13 protein-coding genes are annotated in these 18981 nt (G+C 62.1%); 9 read left to right on the forward strand and 4 right to left on the reverse strand.

Features of this window, described 5'->3' with window-relative positions:
- Position 1: 1 nt before the first annotated feature.
- Positions 2-1042, reverse strand: coding sequence for a UDP-glucose--hexose-1-phosphate uridylyltransferase (locus ACLHZ1_RS05035; protein ID WP_427261216.1), 1041 nt, complete (start codon positions 1040-1042; stop codon positions 2-4).
- A gap of 1331 nt (positions 1043-2373) precedes the next feature.
- Here ACLHZ1_RS05035 and ACLHZ1_RS05040 point away from each other — a divergent pair.
- The 5 genes from ACLHZ1_RS05040 to ACLHZ1_RS05060 all read left to right on the forward strand — a co-directional run bounded on the left by ACLHZ1_RS05040 (position 2374) and on the right by ACLHZ1_RS05060 (position 11037).
- Complete coding sequence (locus ACLHZ1_RS05040; RefSeq protein ID WP_427261217.1) at positions 2374-5436, forward strand: beta-galactosidase; 3063 nt, start codon at positions 2374-2376, stop codon at positions 5434-5436.
- A 221-nt stretch (positions 5437-5657) separates the two neighbouring features.
- A complete protein-coding gene (gene mglB, locus ACLHZ1_RS05045; RefSeq protein ID WP_408796011.1) occupies positions 5658-6644 on the forward strand; it encodes a galactose/glucose ABC transporter substrate-binding protein MglB in 987 nt (328 codons plus the stop codon).
- 53 nt (positions 6645-6697) lie between these two features.
- On the forward strand, positions 6698-8218 hold the full coding sequence (gene mglA / locus ACLHZ1_RS05050; protein ID WP_408796010.1) for a galactose/methyl galactoside ABC transporter ATP-binding protein MglA: 1521 nt from the start codon (positions 6698-6700) through the stop codon (positions 8216-8218).
- A gap of 16 nt (positions 8219-8234) precedes the next feature.
- The gene (gene mglC / locus ACLHZ1_RS05055; protein WP_427261218.1) at positions 8235-9245 is read left to right on the forward strand and encodes a galactose/methyl galactoside ABC transporter permease MglC; all 1011 of its coding nucleotides are present in this window, start codon (positions 8235-8237) and stop codon (positions 9243-9245) included.
- Between the two features lie 58 nt (positions 9246-9303).
- Positions 9304-11037, forward strand: coding sequence for a methyl-accepting chemotaxis protein (locus ACLHZ1_RS05060; protein ID WP_427261219.1), 1734 nt, complete (start codon positions 9304-9306; stop codon positions 11035-11037).
- Between the two features lie 840 nt (positions 11038-11877).
- Here the strand turns inward: ACLHZ1_RS05060 and ACLHZ1_RS05065 are convergent.
- On the reverse strand, positions 11878-12054 hold the full coding sequence (locus ACLHZ1_RS05065) for a hypothetical protein (protein ID WP_427261220.1): 177 nt from the start codon (positions 12052-12054) through the stop codon (positions 11878-11880).
- A gap of 774 nt (positions 12055-12828) precedes the next feature.
- Between ACLHZ1_RS05065 and arcA the strand changes: the two genes are divergently transcribed.
- The 4 genes from arcA to ACLHZ1_RS05085 all read left to right on the forward strand — a co-directional run bounded on the left by arcA (position 12829) and on the right by ACLHZ1_RS05085 (position 17655).
- Positions 12829-14049 carry an arginine deiminase gene (arcA, locus tag ACLHZ1_RS05070; RefSeq protein ID WP_427261221.1) on the forward strand — a complete coding sequence of 407 codons (1221 nt, stop codon included), beginning with the start codon at positions 12829-12831 and terminating at the stop codon, positions 14047-14049.
- 61 nt (positions 14050-14110) lie between these two features.
- On the forward strand, positions 14111-15037 hold the full coding sequence (gene arcC, locus ACLHZ1_RS05075; protein WP_427261222.1) for a carbamate kinase: 927 nt from the start codon (positions 14111-14113) through the stop codon (positions 15035-15037).
- Between the two features lie 90 nt (positions 15038-15127).
- Positions 15128-16132, forward strand: coding sequence for an ornithine carbamoyltransferase (gene argF, locus ACLHZ1_RS05080; protein ID WP_427261223.1), 1005 nt, complete (start codon positions 15128-15130; stop codon positions 16130-16132).
- 119 nt (positions 16133-16251) lie between these two features.
- Complete coding sequence (locus ACLHZ1_RS05085; RefSeq protein WP_427261224.1) at positions 16252-17655, forward strand: YfcC family protein; 1404 nt, start codon at positions 16252-16254, stop codon at positions 17653-17655.
- 133 nt (positions 17656-17788) lie between these two features.
- Here ACLHZ1_RS05085 and ACLHZ1_RS05090 read toward each other — a convergent pair whose 3' ends face one another.
- Both ACLHZ1_RS05090 and pyrI read right to left on the reverse strand, forming a co-directional pair.
- Entirely contained in the window at positions 17789-18280 is a 492-nt protein-coding gene (locus ACLHZ1_RS05090) for an arginine repressor (protein WP_427261225.1), read from the reverse strand.
- Positions 18281-18503: 223 nt separating this feature from the next.
- Complete coding sequence (pyrI, locus tag ACLHZ1_RS05095) at positions 18504-18968, reverse strand: aspartate carbamoyltransferase regulatory subunit (RefSeq protein ID WP_427261226.1); 465 nt, start codon at positions 18966-18968, stop codon at positions 18504-18506.
- Between the last annotated feature and the right edge of the window lie 13 nt (positions 18969-18981).

An 18981-nucleotide genomic window follows, 5' to 3' on the forward strand; every position in this document is an offset into this window, starting at 1 on the left:
GTCATGCTTGGGCACTCTTGTAGTGGAGGGGGCTCAGGGCGCGGAGCCGCTCGGCTGCCTGCTCCGGTGTGAGGTCACGCTGGGTCTCGGCCAGCATCTCGAAGCCGACCATGAACTTGCGCACGCTCGCTGAACGTAACAGGGGCGGGTAGAAGTGAGCGTGCAGCTGCCAGGCCTCGGGGCAATCGGCGCGCGGGGGGGCGAAGTGCCAGCCCATGGAGTAGGGGAAGCTGCACTGGAACAGGTTGTCGTAGCGGCTGGTGAGCTCCTTGAGCGCCACCGCCAGATCCTGTTGCTGCTCCCGGGTGAGATCCAGCAGGGAGGGCACATGGGCCTTGGGCAAGAGCAGGGTTTCGAACGGCCAGGCGGCCCAGAAGGGCACCACCGCCAGCCAGTGGGTCGTCTCCACCACGATGCGGGTTCGGTCCGCCAGCTCCCGCGCCACATAGTCCAGCAGCAGGGGGCGGCCGTGTTCGGCCAGCCAGGCCTGCTGGCGCTCCTGCTCCCTGGCTATCTCGTTGGGCAGGAAGTCGCTGCCCCAGATCTGGCCATGGGGGTGGGGGTTGGAGCAGCCCATGACGGCCCCTTTGTTTTCAAACACCTGCACCCATTCCCACTGGGCAGAGAGTTCGGCCACCTGGCTCATCCAGCGGGTGATCACCCCCTCGATGGCGGGCAGGGGCAGCTCGGGCAGCGTCTTGCCGTGGTCCGGCGAGAAGCAGATGACCCGGCTGGTGCCCCGGGCCGCCTCCAGTTGCAGCAGGGGGTCCGGCGCCGCGTCGGTGGCCGGGGTGTCCTGCATCAGGGCGGCGAAGTCGTTGGTGAAGACGAAGGTGCCCTGGTAGTCAGGGTTGATATCGCCGCTGACCCGGGTGTTGCCGGCACAGAGGAAGCAGTTGGGGTCGTGGGATTGGGTGGGCGCCTCGCTTATCTTCTCCACCTGTCCCTGCCAGGGGCGCTTGGCCCTGTGGGGAGAGACCAGCACGTACTGGCCGGTGAGAGGGTTGAAGCGGCGGTGGGGGTGATCAACCGGATTGAACATCATCACTCCTCATTCGCTGATGACATGTATGGGGTGGTCGGGAAGCGGGCGCGCTCGCGGGCGGCGCCTCTCCTCCCCCGGCAGTGTGAGGTGGGTGATGACCCGGGCTGCCGCGGTCGTCCGTGGTCAGCGTCTTCATCCCTGCCCTGTGCTTGACGGGTGTGAGCAGGAGTCTAGCCGAGCCATCGATGGGCAAACTGTGAGCTGGTTAGCAAATTTGTGTAAACGATTACACTTGTGTTCGGCGAAGCGTCATGAACATGAACCTTGCTTTCCCTGCCATCAAAGGGTTTGGGGGGGATCATGGCCGGCTCGCGCGCAGTGAAAAGCGTGAAACCAGTATGAGTTTCACCCAGGAGCTTGCCCCCTTGGCCTGGTCTCGACCGCCACGGTTTCACGGGGAATGAGCGGCTCCCCAAGGCGAGCGCCCCGTCGCGGGTGCGGCAGGTCATGGTCGCGCCTGGCCATCCCTCCCAGGCCGACGCGCGGGCCCTGATCAGGGGGATTGGTACCCTGGCGGATGCCGGATGGGTGGAGTCGGGCCCGAACGAGGAAGAGGAGGCAGGTGCCACAGTCAACCTGCTCAACCCGATCGCCAACGGGCTGCTCGCCACGGTCGTGCTGGCCTGTGGCGATGGGGCCGTCCTGGTGCTGGCGGGCAACGGCCACAGGATGCCGGAGGCGGTCTCGGTGGCGGGATTCGATGACATCTCTATCTCCATGCCAGATGGCCAAGCTCTACCCCATCGAGCCAATGGCATGCCAGGCGGTCAAGTGGGGGCGGCCACTGGCGGCCGGGGAAGCACAGACGTTGCAGAGCGCAGCTCTGCCTCGGCGCGGATCCATCGTCACTCGACCGCCCCGCCCGGATGGTGCGTCAACACTGGCGCAGACTGCGGCGGGTTCTGCGTCGCCCCCTCGTCTCGCCCTGCTCCGTCGGGGGTCGGGTTCTGCGTCGCCCCCTCGTCTCGCCCTGCTCCGTCGGGGGTCGGGCTCTGCGTCGCCCCCTCGTCTCGCCCTGCTCCGTCGGGGGTCGGGTTCTGCGTCGCCCCCTCGTCTCGCCCTGCTCCGTCGGGGGTCGGGTTCTGCGTCGCCCCCTCGTCTCATCCTGCTCCGTCGGGGGTCGGGTTCTGCGTCGCCCCCTCGCCTCACCCTGCTCCGTCGGGGACAGGGGCGTCTCTCTCCCTTGCCCCGCCTGTGTCCGTGGATGGTTTCCAGGTTCAGGTAACCAAATGTAATCGTTTACATCTTTGTGAGAAAGATCCCCCTTTCCCTCGGACAACTCCACTACACTGCGGCTGTTTTACGAACGATCCAGGGAGAGAGGAAGCATGCTCAGGGAGATATTGGTGCGCCGGGACTGGCAGAACCAGGGTGTCACATCGGTCAACCGACTGGCGGCCCATACCCCCCTCGCCAGCTGGCGTGACGAGGCGGCGGCGCGGGCCGATCTGCCATCTTGCTCCCGTTTGTCCCTCGATGGCGACTGGCGCTTCTCCTGGTTCGAGGCCCCGGAGCGGGTGCCCGAGCAGTGGGTTCATCAGGATCTGGTTGATGCCTGCCTGATCCGGGTGCCGGGCAACTGGCAGCTGGACGGGGCCTATCCGGGCACGCACCCCGTCACCGACGGTCCCATCTACACCAACATCAAGTATCCCTTCCCCTGCGATCCGCCCCGGGTGCCGGCAGAGAACCCCACCGGCTGCTACTCCCGCGAGTTCGAATTGCCTGCCGAGTGGCTGGCCGGTGGCCAGACCCGGATCATCTTCGATGGGGTGAGCAGCGCCTGCCATCTGTTTTGCAACGGCAACTGGGTCGGCTACTCCCAGGACAGCCGATTGCCCGCCGAATTCGATCTGACCCCCTATTTGCACGGCGGTCGCAACCGGCTGGCGGTGCTGGTGTTGCGCTGGTCCGATGGCTCCTATCTGGAGGATCAGGACATGTGGTGGCTGTCGGGGATCTTCCGCTCCGTCAGCCTGCTGCACAAACCGGCCCGTCATCTGATGGACGTCCGGGTCACTCCTGTGCTGGATGCCTGCTATCGGGACACTCGCCTCAAGATTGAGCTGCAGGGGGCCCACGTGGCCGGTCTGTCGGTGACAGCCAACCTCTATGACGGTGACGAGCGGGTGGCGACCCTGTGCCAGCGGATCGGCACCGGTGTCATCGATGAAAAAGGGGCTTACGACGATCGCGCCGAGCTCTGGCTCGAGGTGGCGGCGCCACGCAAATGGAGCGCCGAGACCCCCCACCTCTATCGCCTGACCCTGACCCTGCTGGATGAACAGGGGGAGCCCATCGAGAGCGAGGCCTGCGACGTGGGCTTTCGGGCGGTGGAGATAGAGGGCGGCCTGCTGCGGCTCAACGGCCAGCCTCTGCTCATTCGTGGCGCCAATCGTCATGAGCACCACCCCGCCACCGGGCACGCGGTGACCCCGGCCGACATGGAGCAGGATCTGATCCTGATGAAGCGGCACAACTTCAACGCGGTGCGCTGCGCTCACTACCCGAATCATCCCGCATTCTACCGGCTCTGCGACCGGCTCGGCCTCTATGTGGTGGACGAGGCGAACCTGGAGACCCACGGCATGAGCCCCATGGGACGACTGGCGCGAGATCCCGGCTGGAGCGGCGCCTTCCTGGAGCGGGTGACCCGCCTGGTGGCGCGGGACTTCAACCACCCCAGCGTCATCATCTGGTCGCTGGGCAACGAATCCGGCTATGGCCCGGCCCACGATGCCATGTATGCCTGGGTCAAGGGCACGGATCCGAGCCGCCCGGTGCAGTATGAGGGGGGCGGCGCCGACACGGCGGCCACCGACATCATCTGTCCCATGTATGCCCGCACCCATCAGGATCAACCCTTCCCGGCCGTGCCCAAGTGGGCGCTGGCCAAGTGGATCGGCCTGCCCGGCGAGCAGCGCCCGCTGATCCTGTGCGAATACGCCCATGCCATGGGCAACAGCCTGGGGGGCTTTGCCGAGTATTGGCAGGCGTTTCGCGATCACCCCAGGCTGCAAGGTGGTTTCGTCTGGGATTGGGTCGATCAGGGGCTGGACAAGTTGACCGAGGATGGCCGCCACTTCTGGGCCTATGGCGGCGACTTTGGCGATCGGCAAAACGATCGCCAGTTCTGCATCAATGGCCTGCTGTTCCCCGACCGCAGCCCCCATCCCGCCCTGTTCGAGGCGAAGCGGGCCCAGCAGCCCTTCGTGCTGACTCTGCTCGAACGCCAGCCGCTGACGGTGGCGATCCGCAGCGAATATCTGTTTCGCGAGACGGACAACGAGCGGTTGCGGTGGCGGCTGTGCGAGAACGGCGTGGTGGTCAGCGAGGGGGAGTGCGCGCTCGCCCTGGCGCCCCTGGGCAGCGTGACGCTCACCCTGCTGGAGCACTTGCCCACCTTTGCCGCAGGCACTCTCGCCTGGCTGGATCTGGCCATAGTGCAGAGTGCGGCCACCCCCTGGTCCGAGGCGGGGCACGAGGTGGCGCGCCAGCAATGCATGCTGCCGACGCCCCTGGCACTGCCCCTGACCCGGGCTCCCGCCTCTTTGAGGGAGCAGCCGGATCACTGGCGGGTCCAGACTGCCGCCAGCACCTGGCGGCTGGACAAGGCGAGCGGCCGCATCTGCAGCTGGCAGAAAGCGGGCCGTGAGCGCCTGCTGGGGGCCATGGCAGATCACTTCTATCGGGCGCCGCTCGACAACGACATCGGCACCAGCGAGGCGGATCATCAGGATCCCCACTCCTGGATCGCCCGCTGGCAGGCGGCGGGATTGCCTCATCTGCAACACCGTTGCCTCGGCACGGTGCGGGAGGGGGAGGCCAGCCTGCGGGTGGAGCATGGCTACTTCGTCGGCGAGCAGCTGCTGATCCTGAGCCGCTGGCGCCACAGCTTCAGCCAGGATGGGGCCATGGCGATCGCCATCGAGGTCCAGGTGAGCGAGGCGATCCCCTCCCTGCCTCGCATCGGCGCCCATCTCTGGCTGGCCGATGAGGTCGAACGGGTCGATTGGCTCGGGTGCGGCCCCCATGAAAACTATCCGGATCGCCTGCTTGGCGCCGATCTCGGCCGCTGGCAGCTGCCCCTGGCCGAGCTGCACACCCCCTATATCTTCCCCACGGACAACGGCCTGCGCTGCCAGGTGCGTGATCTGAGACTGGGGGATCTCAGGGTGGAGGGAGAGTTTCACTTCAGCCTCAGCCCCTATCGCCAGGCCCAGCTGGCCGAGGCGCGCCATCAGAGCGATCTGGTGGCGGAGGGTGGGCTTCATCTGTGCCTGGATGGCTTCCACATGGGGGTGGGGGGCGATGACTCCTGGAGCCAGAGCGTGCGCCCGGAATATTGGCTGACGCCAGGGAGATACCATTGGAACTGTGTACTAGGCTGAACGGGGCCATGAATGGCAACAGGCAGGGAGGCGTGCGAGATAAAATAAATATAACTATTTGTTTTATATCAAATAACACCTTGTGTAACAGAGTGTAAACGTTTTCATTTTGTCGTCAGGATCACAGAAAGGATCATAACAACCCGATTACATTAACGTCACACCGGTTCAGTGGGTGTACCGCTTTCCTACAAAACAGATAGACACATCGGAGCATAACAATGAGAAAAATCACGACAGTCGCCGCCCTGCTGATGGGACTGACCGCAGGGACCAGCGCCCAGGCCGACACTCGTCTGGGCGTTACCGTCTACAAGTACGACGACAACTTCATGGCGGTAGTGCGCAAGGCCATCGAGAAGGAGGCGGCAGCCAACCCCGGGGTGGAGCTGCTGATGAACGACTCCCAGAATGACCAGTCCAAGCAGAACGACCAGATCGACGTGCTGCTGGCCAAGGGGGTGAAGGCCCTGGCCATCAACCTGGTGGACCCGGCGGCGGCCCCTGTCGTGATTGAGAAGGCCCGTGCCGACGAGATCCCCGTGGTGTTCTACAACAAGGAGCCGAGCGCCGCCGATCTGGCCAGCTATGACAAGGCTTACTACGTGGGTACCGACTCCAAGGAGTCCGGCATCATCCAGGGTCAGCTGATCGCCAAGCATTGGGCCGCCCATCCCGAGTGGGACCTGAACAAGGATGGCGTCATCCAGTTCGTGCTGCTCAAGGGTGAGCCCGGCCACCCGGATGCGGAAGCCCGCACCTCCTATGTGGTCAAGACCCTGAACGATGGCGGTCTCAAGACAGAGCAGCTGCACATGGATACCGGCATGTGGGATACCGCCATGGCGAAAGACAAGATGGACGCCTGGATCTCCGGCCCCAACGCCAACAAGATCGAAGTGGTCATCGCCAACAACGACGGCATGGCGATGGGCGCGGTCGAGTCACTGAAAGCCCAGGGCAAGACTGCCATCCCCGTGTTCGGCGTCGATGCCCTGCCGGAGGCCCTGGCCATGGTCAAGAGTGGTGCCATGGCGGGTACAGTGCTGAACGATGCGGCCAACCAGGCCAAGGCCACCTTCGATCTGACCAAGAATCTGGGTGAAGGCAAGGCGGCGGGTGAAGGCACCAACTGGAACATCGTCGACAAGGTCGTGCGCGTTGCCTACGTGGGTGTGGATAAAGACAACCTGTCTCAATTCGAGTAATCCCCTCCTCCAGGGCAAGGGCGACCCCCTTGCCCTCTCTTCAACCAGATGTGATGGCTGATATGACAACACAGCAACAATCAGAATGGCTGTTGGAGATGATTGACGTCAGTAAGAGTTTTCCCGGCGTCAAGGCACTCGATAATGTCAATTTACGGGTCCGTCCTCATTCTGTGCATGCGTTGATGGGCGAGAACGGGGCGGGAAAATCCACCTTGCTCAAGTGCCTGTTCGGCATCTATGAGAAGGATCAGGGCAAGATCTTCTTCAAGGGACAGGAGGTCAACTTCACCTCCTCGAAAGAGGCGCTGGAGAACGGCGTCTCCATGGTGCACCAGGAGCTGAACCTGGTGTTGCAGCGCACCGTGATGGACAACATGTGGCTCGGCCGCTACCCCACCAAGGGCTGGTTTGTCGATCACCACAAGATGTATGACGACACCAAGCGCATCTTCGACGAGCTGGACATCGACATCGACCCCAAGGTCAAGGTGGGCACCCTGTCGGTCTCCCAGATGCAGATGATCGAGATCGCCAAGGCGTTCTCCTACGACGCCAAGATCGTCATCATGGACGAACCCACCTCCTCCCTGACCGAGAAGGAGGTCAATCACCTCTTCAAGATCATCAACAAGCTGAAAGAGAAGGGCTGCGGCATCGTCTATATCTCCCACAAGATGGAGGAGATCTTCCAGCTCTGTGACGAGATCACCATATTGCGGGATGGCCAGTGGGTAGCGACCCAGCCGCTTGAGGGCATGACCATGGATCAGATCATCGGCATGATGGTCGGTCGCGAGCTGACCCAGCGCTTCCCGGAAAAAACCAACCAGCCCAAAGAGGTGATCCTCGAAGTCGAGCACCTGACGGCCAAGAACCAGCCCTCCATCCAGGACGTGAGCTTCAACCTGCACAAGGGGGAGATCCTCGGCATCGCCGGTCTGGTGGGGGCCAAGCGTACCGACATCGTCGAGACCCTGTTCGGCATTCGCGACCACAGCGCGGGGATCATCAGGATCCATGGCAAGGTGGTGGCGAACCATACGGCCCACGAGGCCATCCTGAACGGCTTCGCCCTGGTGACCGAGGAGCGTCGCTCCACCGGCATCTATTCCCGGCTCGACATCGCCTTCAACTCCCTGATCGCCAACATGGACAGCTACAAGGGCTCCATGGGGCTGCTCAGCAACAACAAGATGAAGAGCGACACCCAGTGGGTCATCGACGCCATGCGGGTCAAGACCCCGACCCAGCAGACCCAGATTGGCTCCCTCTCCGGCGGCAACCAGCAGAAGGTGATCATCGGCCGCTGGCTGCTGACCCAGCCGGAGATCCTGATGCTGGACGAGCCGACTCGCGGCATCGACGTGGGCGCCAAGTTCGAGATCTACCAGCTCATCCTGGAGCTGGCGAAGAAGGACAAGGGCATCATCATCATCTCGTCCGAGATGCCGGAGCTGCTCGGCATCACCGACCGCATCCTGGTCATGAGCAACGGCCGGGTCGCCGGGATCGTCAACACCAAAGAAACTGACCAGAGCGAGATACTGCGCCTGGCATCTCTGTACCTCTAGAGACAGGAAGACATTTATGGAGTCGGCTAAAAATTTCAATCTGATGCAGGCGCTCAAGGAAAACGCCATCTATTTGGTGCTGCTGGTGCTGCTCATGGTCATCGTGATCCAGGAGCCCTCCTTCCTCAGCCTCACCAACCTCAGCAACATACTGACCCAGTCCTCGGTGCGGGTCATCATCGCCCTCGGGGTGGCGGGCATCATCATCACCCAGGGGACGGATCTCTCGGCCGGGCGCCAGGTCGGCCTGGCGGCCCTGATCGCCGCCACCATGCTGCAGGCGCTGACCAACGTCAACAAGGTGTTCCCCAGCCTGGGGGAGGTGCCGATCCCGGCGGTGATCCTGCTGGTGTGCGCCGTGGGGGCCCTGATTGGCCTGGTCAACGGCCTGATCGTCGCCTACCTGAACGTGACGCCCTTCATCACCACCCTGGGCACCATGATCATCGTCTATGGCATCAACTCCCTCTACTTTGATTCGGTGGGCGCGTCGCCGGTGGCCGGTTTCGATCCCCGCTTCTCCAGCTTCGCCCAGGGCTTCATCCGGATAGGCAGCTTCAAGCTGTCGTACCTGACCTTCTATGCGGCCATCGCCAGCGTCTTCGTCTGGGTGCTGTGGAACAAGACCCGTTTTGGCAAGAACATCTTCGCCATCGGCGGCAACCCGGAAGCGGCCAAGGTCTCCGGCGTCAACGTGGCCGTCAACCTGGTGGTCATCTATGCCCTGGCCGGGGTCTTCTACGCCTTCGGCGGCATGCTGGAGGCGGGCCGGGTCGGCAGTGCCACCAACAACCTGGGCTTCATGTACGAGCTGGACGCCATCGCAGCCTGCGTGGTGGGCGGCGTGTCGTTTGCCGGTGGGGTGGGGACGGTGGCCGGTGTGATCACCGGGGTGCTCATCTTCACCCTGATCAACTATGGCTTGACCTATATCGGGGTCAGCCCTTACTGGCAGTTCATCATCAAGGGCGGCATCATCATTCTGGCGGTGGCGCTGGATTCCATGAAGTACGCCAAGAAGAAGTAAGCATTGGCAGAGAGGGTCGGACATGTTCCGGCCCTTTCTCTTTGGAGGGACCCACCCCATGGCATTCAAAGTCAAAATCTACGTCCTGCTGCTGCTGGCCATTCTGGTCACCATCGGCACCGCCTGGCTCAGTGTGAATCACTTCATCAGTGGTTACATCCGCACCCAGTCCACCCAGAACATCAATGAACAGATAGCCCTGGTCAAAGAGAAGCTGGCGGGGGACATCAACCAGAAAATCCTGCTGGCGGCCAACCTCAACTTCGGGGTGACCAATGTCAAGAAGACCCTGGAGGAGACCGGCTTTCATAACATCGTCAAGGTGATCGGCGACATGGCCTTCGACGTGAACGGCGTCATCGACGACAAGGCCAGGGTCGATGCCCTGCGCAAGCTGATCCCCGAGGCCGGCAACCGGATCACCGTCAGCCCGCTGCAACAGCTGGATGGCAAGCCGGTCATCACCATATTGGTGCCCAGGGGCGCCGATTCCGCCTACCTCTATTACCTCGACATGAGCGAATTCCAGCGTCTGCTGGAGGAGATGAGCGGGGAGGGGCGCTCCTTCGCGCTGGCCGACAGCCAGGGCCAGCTGCTCTACAGCAGCAAGCCTCAGGGGGAGAGCGAGTCTCGCCCCAACCAGCTGGATATCCGCGGCAGCCAGTGGACCCTGACCGGCTATGTGGATCTCGACCATATCCGCGCCATGACCCAGGCCATCAATGGCAAGATCACCCTGGCCCTGCTCGCGGTCGCCCTGGTGGTGATGGTGCTGGCCATGGTGGCGCTCAATCTGGCCTACCGCCCCATCCTCTCCCTCAAGGGGCTGGTGCTGGCCCTCAGTGAGGGAAATGGTGACCTGACTCGCCGCCTGGCGGTGACCAGCAAGGATGATCTCGGCCAGATCTCGGACGGTATCAACCGCTTCATCGCCCAGTTGCAGGAGATGATGCTGGCGGTGAGCCAGGCCAGCGGCCAGCTCCATGACGACATCGGCGGCCTGACCGGCCAGACCCGAACCGCCCAGCAGTTGCTGATGACCCATGTCAACGAGACGGAGCAGGTGGTGACCGCGGTCAACGAGATGAGCGCCACCGCCGTCTCCGTCTCCCGCAGCGCCGCCGACACGGCGCACCTGACCATGCAGAGCGAGCAACTGGCGAACGCGACGCGGGAGGTGGTGGATGGCGCCATGAACAGCGTGATGGCGCTGGTGGCGGAGGTGGAGGCGACGGCAGGATCGGTCCAGGCCATGCAGCAGGAGGTGCAGCAGATAGGCTCGGTGCTGGGGGTCATTGGCAGCATCGCCGAGCAGACCAACCTGCTGGCGCTCAACGCCGCCATCGAGGCGGCCCGGGCCGGTGAACAGGGCCGTGGTTTCGCCGTGGTGGCCGATGAGGTGCGCTCCCTCGCGGGCCGCACCCAGCAGAGCACGGCGGAGATCCAGGCCATGCTGACCAGATTGCAGCGGGGCAGCGCCAGCCTGGTCGATGCCATGTCAATGACGCGTCAGCGTTGCCAGAGTGCCGCGGAGAACACCACCCGGGTCAATGACTCGCTCGATGTGATGATGGGGGAGGTGGTGGAGATAAATGGCCTCACCACCCAGATTGCCACCGCTGCCGAGCAGCAGAGTGCGGTGGCCGAGGAGATCAATCGCAACATGACGGCCATCGCCGAGGTGATCCGCCAGCTCAAGGGCAATGGCGAGGCCACGGTGGCGAGCGCGGGGGCGATGCGGCAGACCTATGACCGACTGGGCCAGATAGTGGCGCATTTTCGACTGGCGTGAGGCAGCAGCCCCCATGGGGCGGGTGTCGGCAACAGGAGACGGGGAGGGCGGCGCAGGCAGCCCTTTTCATTGGCGCCCGCTTTATCGGTATCGCGGCAAGGAGGAGGCGGTAAAAAAGACAAAAAGATGGGGGCGACTCGCGTCGCCCCCGATAGTCTTATCGTTCATATCCGTGAACGAAGTTGCTCCCTGCAATCCCTGACTATACCTCTTCCTTTAGGTTTCCCCTTCCCAATCCTTTGGGGTGTCCTTTAGCCATCATGGCCAGACGAGTCATCCATTCCCGTCGCACTTTCTCCGTCCTGGGAGGTGTCCTTTACCACATCCTGTGGTGAGTCCATTTGCCTAACCCTGGCAGCCAATCTTCCTGATTGACTTCGACTGCGTCCGTGCAGGAGTAACTATAAGGATTTTCGACCCGCCCACAACGCCATACTGAAAAACGTTTTGATGGATTCGTTCTCATTGGTCGAAGAGATGCGCTTTATCGCAACAGTATCATATGGTTAATGATTTAAGCTGGCGCTTTTAACACGCATCAATCCGATTATGACAGGCAAGTGTCAGGGCGATCTCTCTCGTTATTGATGGCGAATATCTCACAAATCCCTCGCCGCCACCCAAGCCGGGTCAGGTTGCCTGGACTCACTCAGGATGGCGCAGAGGCGCCGGGCAAAAGAGGATGGCAGCGATCGGGACAGGGGAAGGGTTGGGGGCATCGCGGCAAGGGGCCGCAGCAGACCGCCAGCATGGTCCGGGTCTGGCGCCGAAACGGCGGAGCGGAGAAAGGGAAAGGGAGGTTGGGGGGCAAGAGAGGAGGCGAACCTCCCCTTGTCTTGGCTAGTAGTGCTGGCGCCCGCCGTGCCAGATGCAGATGTACTCGGGCACCAGCATCTGCGGCTTGTTGTCCACATGGCAGACCACCAGCGGCATGGCCTGGGCGCCATCGGCTCGGGCCAGGGTGGGGGTCATGGGCACAACCAGGGCGACGAGCAGAAGCAGGGGTTTGATGTTCATGGAGCTCTCCTTGATGACATTGATGACGGAAGCGTTAACGTCATATGGATACCGTTGTGATCCGGATCACTTTTTTAGTTAAGTTGAGGCGGCCCTCACCGCAAGGATTTGGCATAAATTCAACTAATGAAAAAAGTTTCAAAATAGTTGAGGGGAGCGTCGCGAAGCGTCGTGCCGGCAAGATGCGTTTTTCTTGCATAGCCAGCCGCGAAGGCCCTTGGTGACTGGGGCGGATACACCCTTCCCCGCTGGCTTGATTCCTTTGCCTTGATCCAGGACAAGAAAATATCTATGCATCAAACCCCATCGGGATGACTTTTTATCCCGGCGTCTTCCTCATGATCCTCAATGAAAAATGCAAAGGCTTGCATATAAAGCTGTGCATCTCGCCAATTGACATCTAATTGATTGTATTTAAAGGAAGATGATATCTTTTGTGGCCTATTGAATACTGGTTTGCCGGAGGGGGATGGCCGCGAAGAAAAGAATAAAATAATGAATAAATGCATATGAATGCGAAGGGGGTGCCGGACGAATTGACAGTTATGTCGGTGGGTTCAAACAAACATACTGCATTTTATTCAGTCTGGACTGAATGTGACCCATCTCTAAGTTTTGGTGTTTTCGCAGGCCTAACCTCTATCTCGAAAGGCATAGGCAGGATAGAACACAAGCCAAGTACCCTATATAAAGAATATCCCGCCTGAGCCATGAGAAAGAATAGAAGGAGTCTATTCAATCACTCGCATGGACCCCAAGAGACGGAATATAACCATGAGCAAATTTTATGTAGGTTCTGAAGTTGGCCAACTGCGCCGTGTCATGTTGCATCGCCCCAATCTCAGTCTCAAGCGCCTGACGCCTTCCAACTGCCAGGATCTGCTGTTCGACGATGTCCTCTCCGTCGAGCGGGCCGGTGAAGAGCATGACAAGTTCGCCCAGGTGCTGCGGGATCAGAATGTCGAAGTCTTCCTGCTGACCAAGCTGCTGGCCGAGACCCTGGATGTGCCGGAAGCCAAGACCTGGCTGCTGCAACATCAGATCTCCGATTATCGTCTCGGGCCTTCCCTTTCCAATGACGTGCGTTGCTTCCTGGCGGACATGCCCCATCACGAGCTGGCCCGCATCCTCTCCGGCGGCCTCACCTACGGCGAGATGCCGTTCAGCGGCATCAACATGGTGGTGGGCATGCACGCCCCGACCGACTTCATCATAGAGCCGCTGCCCAACCACCTGTTCACCCGCGACACCTCCTGCTGGGTCTATGGCGGCGTCTCCATCAACCCCATGGCCAAGGCCGCCCGCCGTCGGGAGACCAACCATGTGAAGGCCATCTACCGCTGGCATCCCCAGTTCGCCGGTCAGGATTTCATCAAGTACTTCGGTGACGAGGATCGCGACTATGACAACGCCACCATCGAAGGGGGCGACGTTCTGGTCATCGGCCGCGGCGCCGTGCTGATCGGCATGTCCGAGCGCACCACGCCGCAAGGGGTCGAACACCTGGCCCGCAGCCTGTTCAAGCATGGCCAGGCCAGGCAGGTCATCGCCATGGAGCTGCCGAAACACCGCAGCTGCATGCACCTGGATACCGTCATGACCCACATGGATATAGACACCTTCTCCGTCTATCCGGAAGTGATCCGCAAGGATGTGAACTGCTGGAGCCTGACCCCGGGCGGCGCCACCGGCATGAAGATCAAGGAGGAGGGCTACTTCGTCACCGCCATCGAGCAGGCGCTGGGGGTGGATCAGCTGAAACTCATCACCACCGGCGGTGACAGCTTCGAGGCCGAGCGCGAGCAGTGGAACGATGCCAACAACGTGCTGACCGTACGCCCCGGTGTGGTGGTGGGTTACGAGGGCAACACCTACACCAACGAGAAGTACGACAAGGCCGGCATCACAGTGCTGCCCATCTCGGGCAACGAGCTGGGCCGTGGCCGCGGCGGTGCCCGCTGCATGAGCTGCCCGATGGAACGTGACGGCATCTGACAAGACGGCGTGGCGCCGGCAGAGGCGGGCGCCACTTCTCCAGCGAAACGAGAACCAGACCATGAAAAAACCAACAGTCGTCGTCGCCCTGGGAGGCAATGCCCTGCTCCGCCGCGGTGAGCCCCTCGAGGCCGACATCCAGCGCAAGAACATAGGGACCGCTGCCAAGACCATCGCCCGCATCGCCGAGCAGTACAATGTGGTGCTGGTGCACGGCAATGGCCCGCAAGTCGGCCTGCTGGCCCTGCAAAACAGCGCCTACACCAAGGTCTCTCCCTATCCCCTGGACGTGCTGGGGGCCGAGTCCCAGGGCATGATCGGCTACATGCTGATCCAGGAGCTGAAAAACCTGATGCCGAGCCGCAACGTCACCGCCCTGCTGACCCAGGTGCAGGTCGATCCTGAGGATCCGGCCTTCGCCAACCCGACCAAGTTTATCGGTCCCGTCTATGAAGAGGCCGAGGCCCGCGCCCTGGCGGCCGAGAAGCAGTGGAGCGTCAAGGCCGACGGCAACTTCTTTCGCCGGGTGGTGCCCTCCCCGCTGCCCCGGCGTATCGTCGAAGGCGATGCCATCGAAACCCTGATCGCCCAGGGCCACCTCATCATCTGTACCGGGGGTGGCGGTATTCCGGTGACCTGGGACGGAGAACGGCTGACCGGTATCGAGGCCGTCATCGACAAGGACATGTCCGCCGCCTACCTGGCCAAGCAGATCAAGGCCGATGCCCTGCTGATCCTGACCGATGCCGATGCCGTCTACCTGGATTGGGGCAAACCGACCCAGCGCCCCCTGCGCACCACCAGCCCGGCCGAGCTGGCCGGCATTCCGTTCGATGCCGGCTCCATGGGGCCCAAGATAGAGGCATCCTGTGAATTCGTGACGGCGACCGGCGGCATGGTCGGCATCGGCTGCCTGGAAGATGGTCTGGCCATCCTCAGGGGGGAGGCCGGCACCAGCATAGTGGCCAATCTTGCCATCCCCGCCTGAGGGGATCGCTGACCCGACATCTGTCGACCTCGAGTGCGCAGCCCAGGCTGCCACCCGGAACAATTTGAATGAATAGAGAGAGAACTCATCATGGCTTTTAATCTGCGTAACCGTAACTTCCTGAAACTGCTGGACTTCACCCCGCGCGAAATCCAATACATGATTGACCTCGCCATCGACCTGAAAAAAGCCAAATACGGCGGCTACGAGCGCAAACACCTGACCGGCAAGAATATCGCCCTCATCTTCGAGAAGACCTCCACCCGTACCCGCTGCGCGTTCGAAGTGGCGGCCTTCGACCAGGGCGCCCAGGTCTCCTACCTCGGCCCAAGCGGTTCCCAGATTGGTCACAAGGAGTCGATGAAGGACACTGCCCGGGTGCTGGGGCGCATGTATGACGGCATCGAATACCGTGGCTACGGCCAGGAGATAGTGGAAGAGCTGGGTGCCCATGCCGGCGTGCCGGTCTGGAACGGCCTGACCAACGAATTCCACCCGACCCAGATCCTGGCGGACTTCATGACCATGCTGGAGCACGGCAAGGGCAAGCGCTTGGATCAAATTAAGTTCGCCTACCTGGGTGATGCCCGCAACAACATGGGCAACTCCCTGATGGTGGGCGCGGCCAAGATGGGCATGGATATCCGTCTGGTGGCACCGAAAGCCTTCTGGCCGCAAGAGGAACTGGTCGCCCAATGCCGCCTGATTGCCGAAGAGACAGGGGCGCGCATTCACCTGACCGAAGACGTGAAGGAGGGGGTGCTGGGGGCCGACTTCCTCTACACAGACGTCTGGGTTTCCATGGGTGAGGCGAAGGAAGCCTGGGATGCCCGGGTGAAACTGATGACCCCCTATCAGGTCAACATGGACGTCATCAACGCCACCAAGAACCCGGATGTGAAGTTCATGCACTGCCTGCCGGCGTTCCACAACGACGAGACCACCATGGGCAAGGAGGTGGCGGACAAATACGGCATGAAAGGCCTGGAGGTGACCGAGGACGTGTTCGAATCCGATCACTCCATCGTCTTCGACGAGGCCGAGAACCGGATGCACACCATCAAGGCCGTGATGGTGGCGACCCTGGGCGACTGAGGCCGCAGTAGTGGTGCCGGGGGGCGACCCCCGGTTTTACAACCATGTGACAGCGGAACTATACCTCTAACCCTACCCGCAGCCTGCATGGATACCACCCCACAGAAGGATGTTGGACCATGACAAAATTCAAGTTCCCGTCAGCCTACACCATATTGTTTGTGCTGATCGCGTTCGTCGCCGCCCTGAGCTGGATAGTGCCGGCCGGCAAATATGAAATGGCCATGAACGAAGCCCTCGGCAAGGAGGTGCCGGTGGCCGGTACCTACCAGCTGGTGGAGGCCAATCCCCAGGGGATCGTCGACGTGCTGCTGGCACCCATCGATGGCCTCTACAATCACGACACCTATGAGGCAGGCGCCATCGACGTCTCCCTCTTCATCCTGATCATCGGCGGCTTCCTTGGCATAGTGACCAAGACAGGGGCCATCGATGCCGGTATCGAACGGGTCACCTACCGCCTGCGTGGCCGCGAGGAGTGGATGATCCCCATACTGATGGCGCTGTTCGCCGCGGGTGGCACCATCTACGGCATGGCCGAAGAGTCGCTGCCGTTTTACACCCTGCTGGTGCCGGTGATGATGGCCGCCCGCTTCGACCCCCTGGTCGCCGCCGCCACCGTGCTGCTGGGCGCCGGGATCGGGACGCTGGGCTCCACCATCAACCCGTTTGCCACCGTGATCGCCGCCAACGCCGCCGGCATCTCCTTCACCGACGGCATCTGGCTGCGGATCGCCATGCTGGTGGCCGGCTGGCTGCTGTGCGTGGCCTATGTGATGCGCTACGCCAAGATGGTGCGAAGCGATCCCAGCAAGTCCCTGGTGGCCGACAAGTGGGAAGAGAACCGCGCCCACTTCCTCGGCAACAAGAGCGACGAGATGCTGGAGTTCACTCTTACTCGCAAAATCGTGCTGGGGATCTTCGTCGCCGCCTTTGCCGTGATGATCTACGGGGTGGCCGTGCTGGGTTGGTGGATGGCCGAGATCTCCGGCGTCTTCCTGGCGTCCGCCATCATAGTGGGCCTCATCGCCCGCATGAGCGAGGAGGAGCTGACCACCAACTTCATCGACGGTGCCCGCGACCTGCTGGGTGTGGCCCTCATCATCGGCATCGCTCGCGGCATAGTGGTGGTGATGGACAACGGCATGATCACCCACACCATATTGCACAGCGCGGAGGGCCTGGTGACCGGCCTCTCCACCGTGGTGTTCATCAACGTCATGTTCGCGCTGGAGGTGGTGCTCTCCTTCCTGGTGCCGTCCTCTTCCGGTCTGGCGGTGCTGACCATGCCGATCATGGCGCCCCTTGCCGACTTCGCCAACGTGGGCCGCGAGCTGGTGGTGACCGCCTATCAGTCTGCCTCCGGCCTGGTGAACCTGGTGACCCCGACCTCAGCCGTGGTCATGGGGGGCCTGGCCATCGCCAAGGTGCCCTATGTGCGCTGGCTCAAGTGGGTAGCGCCGCTGCTCGGCATCCTGACCGTGCTGATCGTGGTCTGCCTGAGCCTGGGGGCCAGTCTCTGACGGCCGCCAGTCATGGAGAAGGGAGCCATAGGTTCCCTTTTTTGTTGCGCCACTGGCGATGCCGGACAACACAGAGGCGACCCTGGGTCGCCTCTGTGTTGTCATGGTGCTGCCTTGGCGGCGCAGGGCCCGGCTAGCGGGCCTGGGCCAGGGTGCGCAGCACGGCCTCGTGGGCCTGACGGGTGCGGCTGACGTGGCGCGGGGCGACCAGCACCACATCGTTGCCGGCCACGGCCCCCAGGATCTCGGGGTTGGCGTGGCGATCCAGCAGGCGCGCCACCACGGTGGCGGCCCCCGGGGTGGTGTGGATCAGCACCAGCTGGCGGTTGTGGTCCACGGAGCGCACCATGTCGTGCACCGAGCGGCGACAGCCAGAGGGCTCCAACTGATCCTCAACCAGGGTGTAGACCTTCTTGCCGCTGGCGTTCTGGGCCTTGGCCACGCCGAGGCGGCGCAGCAGGCGGGAGATGGTGGACTGGCTGATGTCGGCGAACCCCTGCTGAGCCAACTCGGTGCGGATCTCTTCCTGGGTGCTGAAGCAGTGCTGGCCGACGATGCGACGACAGGCATCGAGCTGCGCCGTGTCGGTTTCCTGCTCCGCCGGATGGGGATGGGTCTTGACCAAGGTGGATATCCTTTGGCGTTATCATCAGCGAGATCTGCGAACGGGTGCGGTGACACTGGCGGGATCGACTGACGAGAGCGTATAGGGTAGTGGATCCATGGTGCTAACCATGGCAGAGGTGGCAAATTATAACCAATGGGCCAACGCAGGCTGTGACCCGCATCAAAAATGGGCCCCTCGGGGCCCAATATCAGATCCGTACGTGCTCGCCTCGCAGGCGCCATCAGTAGCGCTCGCTGACGATGTCCTGGGTGAAGGACTTCTCGCAGTATTTGCACTTCATCCGCACAGCCCCTTTCACCTCGCGCACGCTGAAGTAGCTGTCCACCGGCTCGTTGTGGGAGATGCAGTTGGAGTTGGGGCAGTGGAAGACCCCTGCGATGAACTCCGGCAGGGCCAGCTGGTGTTTCTTCACCACATTGAAGTCTTCGATGATGTTGACGGTCGCCTTGGGGGCGAACAGCGCCAGCTGGTTGGCCTGTTGTTCGGTCAGCCGGGTGTTCTCGATCTTGATGAGGTCCTTCTTGCCGAGCGCCCCGGATTTGAGGTTGAAGCCGACGGTGATCCGCTCCTGGGTCTCGATCAGCTGGAACAGCTTGAGGATCTTGATGCCCTGGCCGGCGGGGACGTGGTCGATGACGGAGCCGTGACGGATGGCTTCGACTTGCAGTTGGTTCTTGTCGGACATGATATTCCCTCGG

Source organism: Aeromonas sobria, from assembly GCF_050266975.1.
Taxonomy (GTDB): domain Bacteria; phylum Pseudomonadota; class Gammaproteobacteria; order Enterobacterales; family Aeromonadaceae; genus Aeromonas; species Aeromonas sobria_B.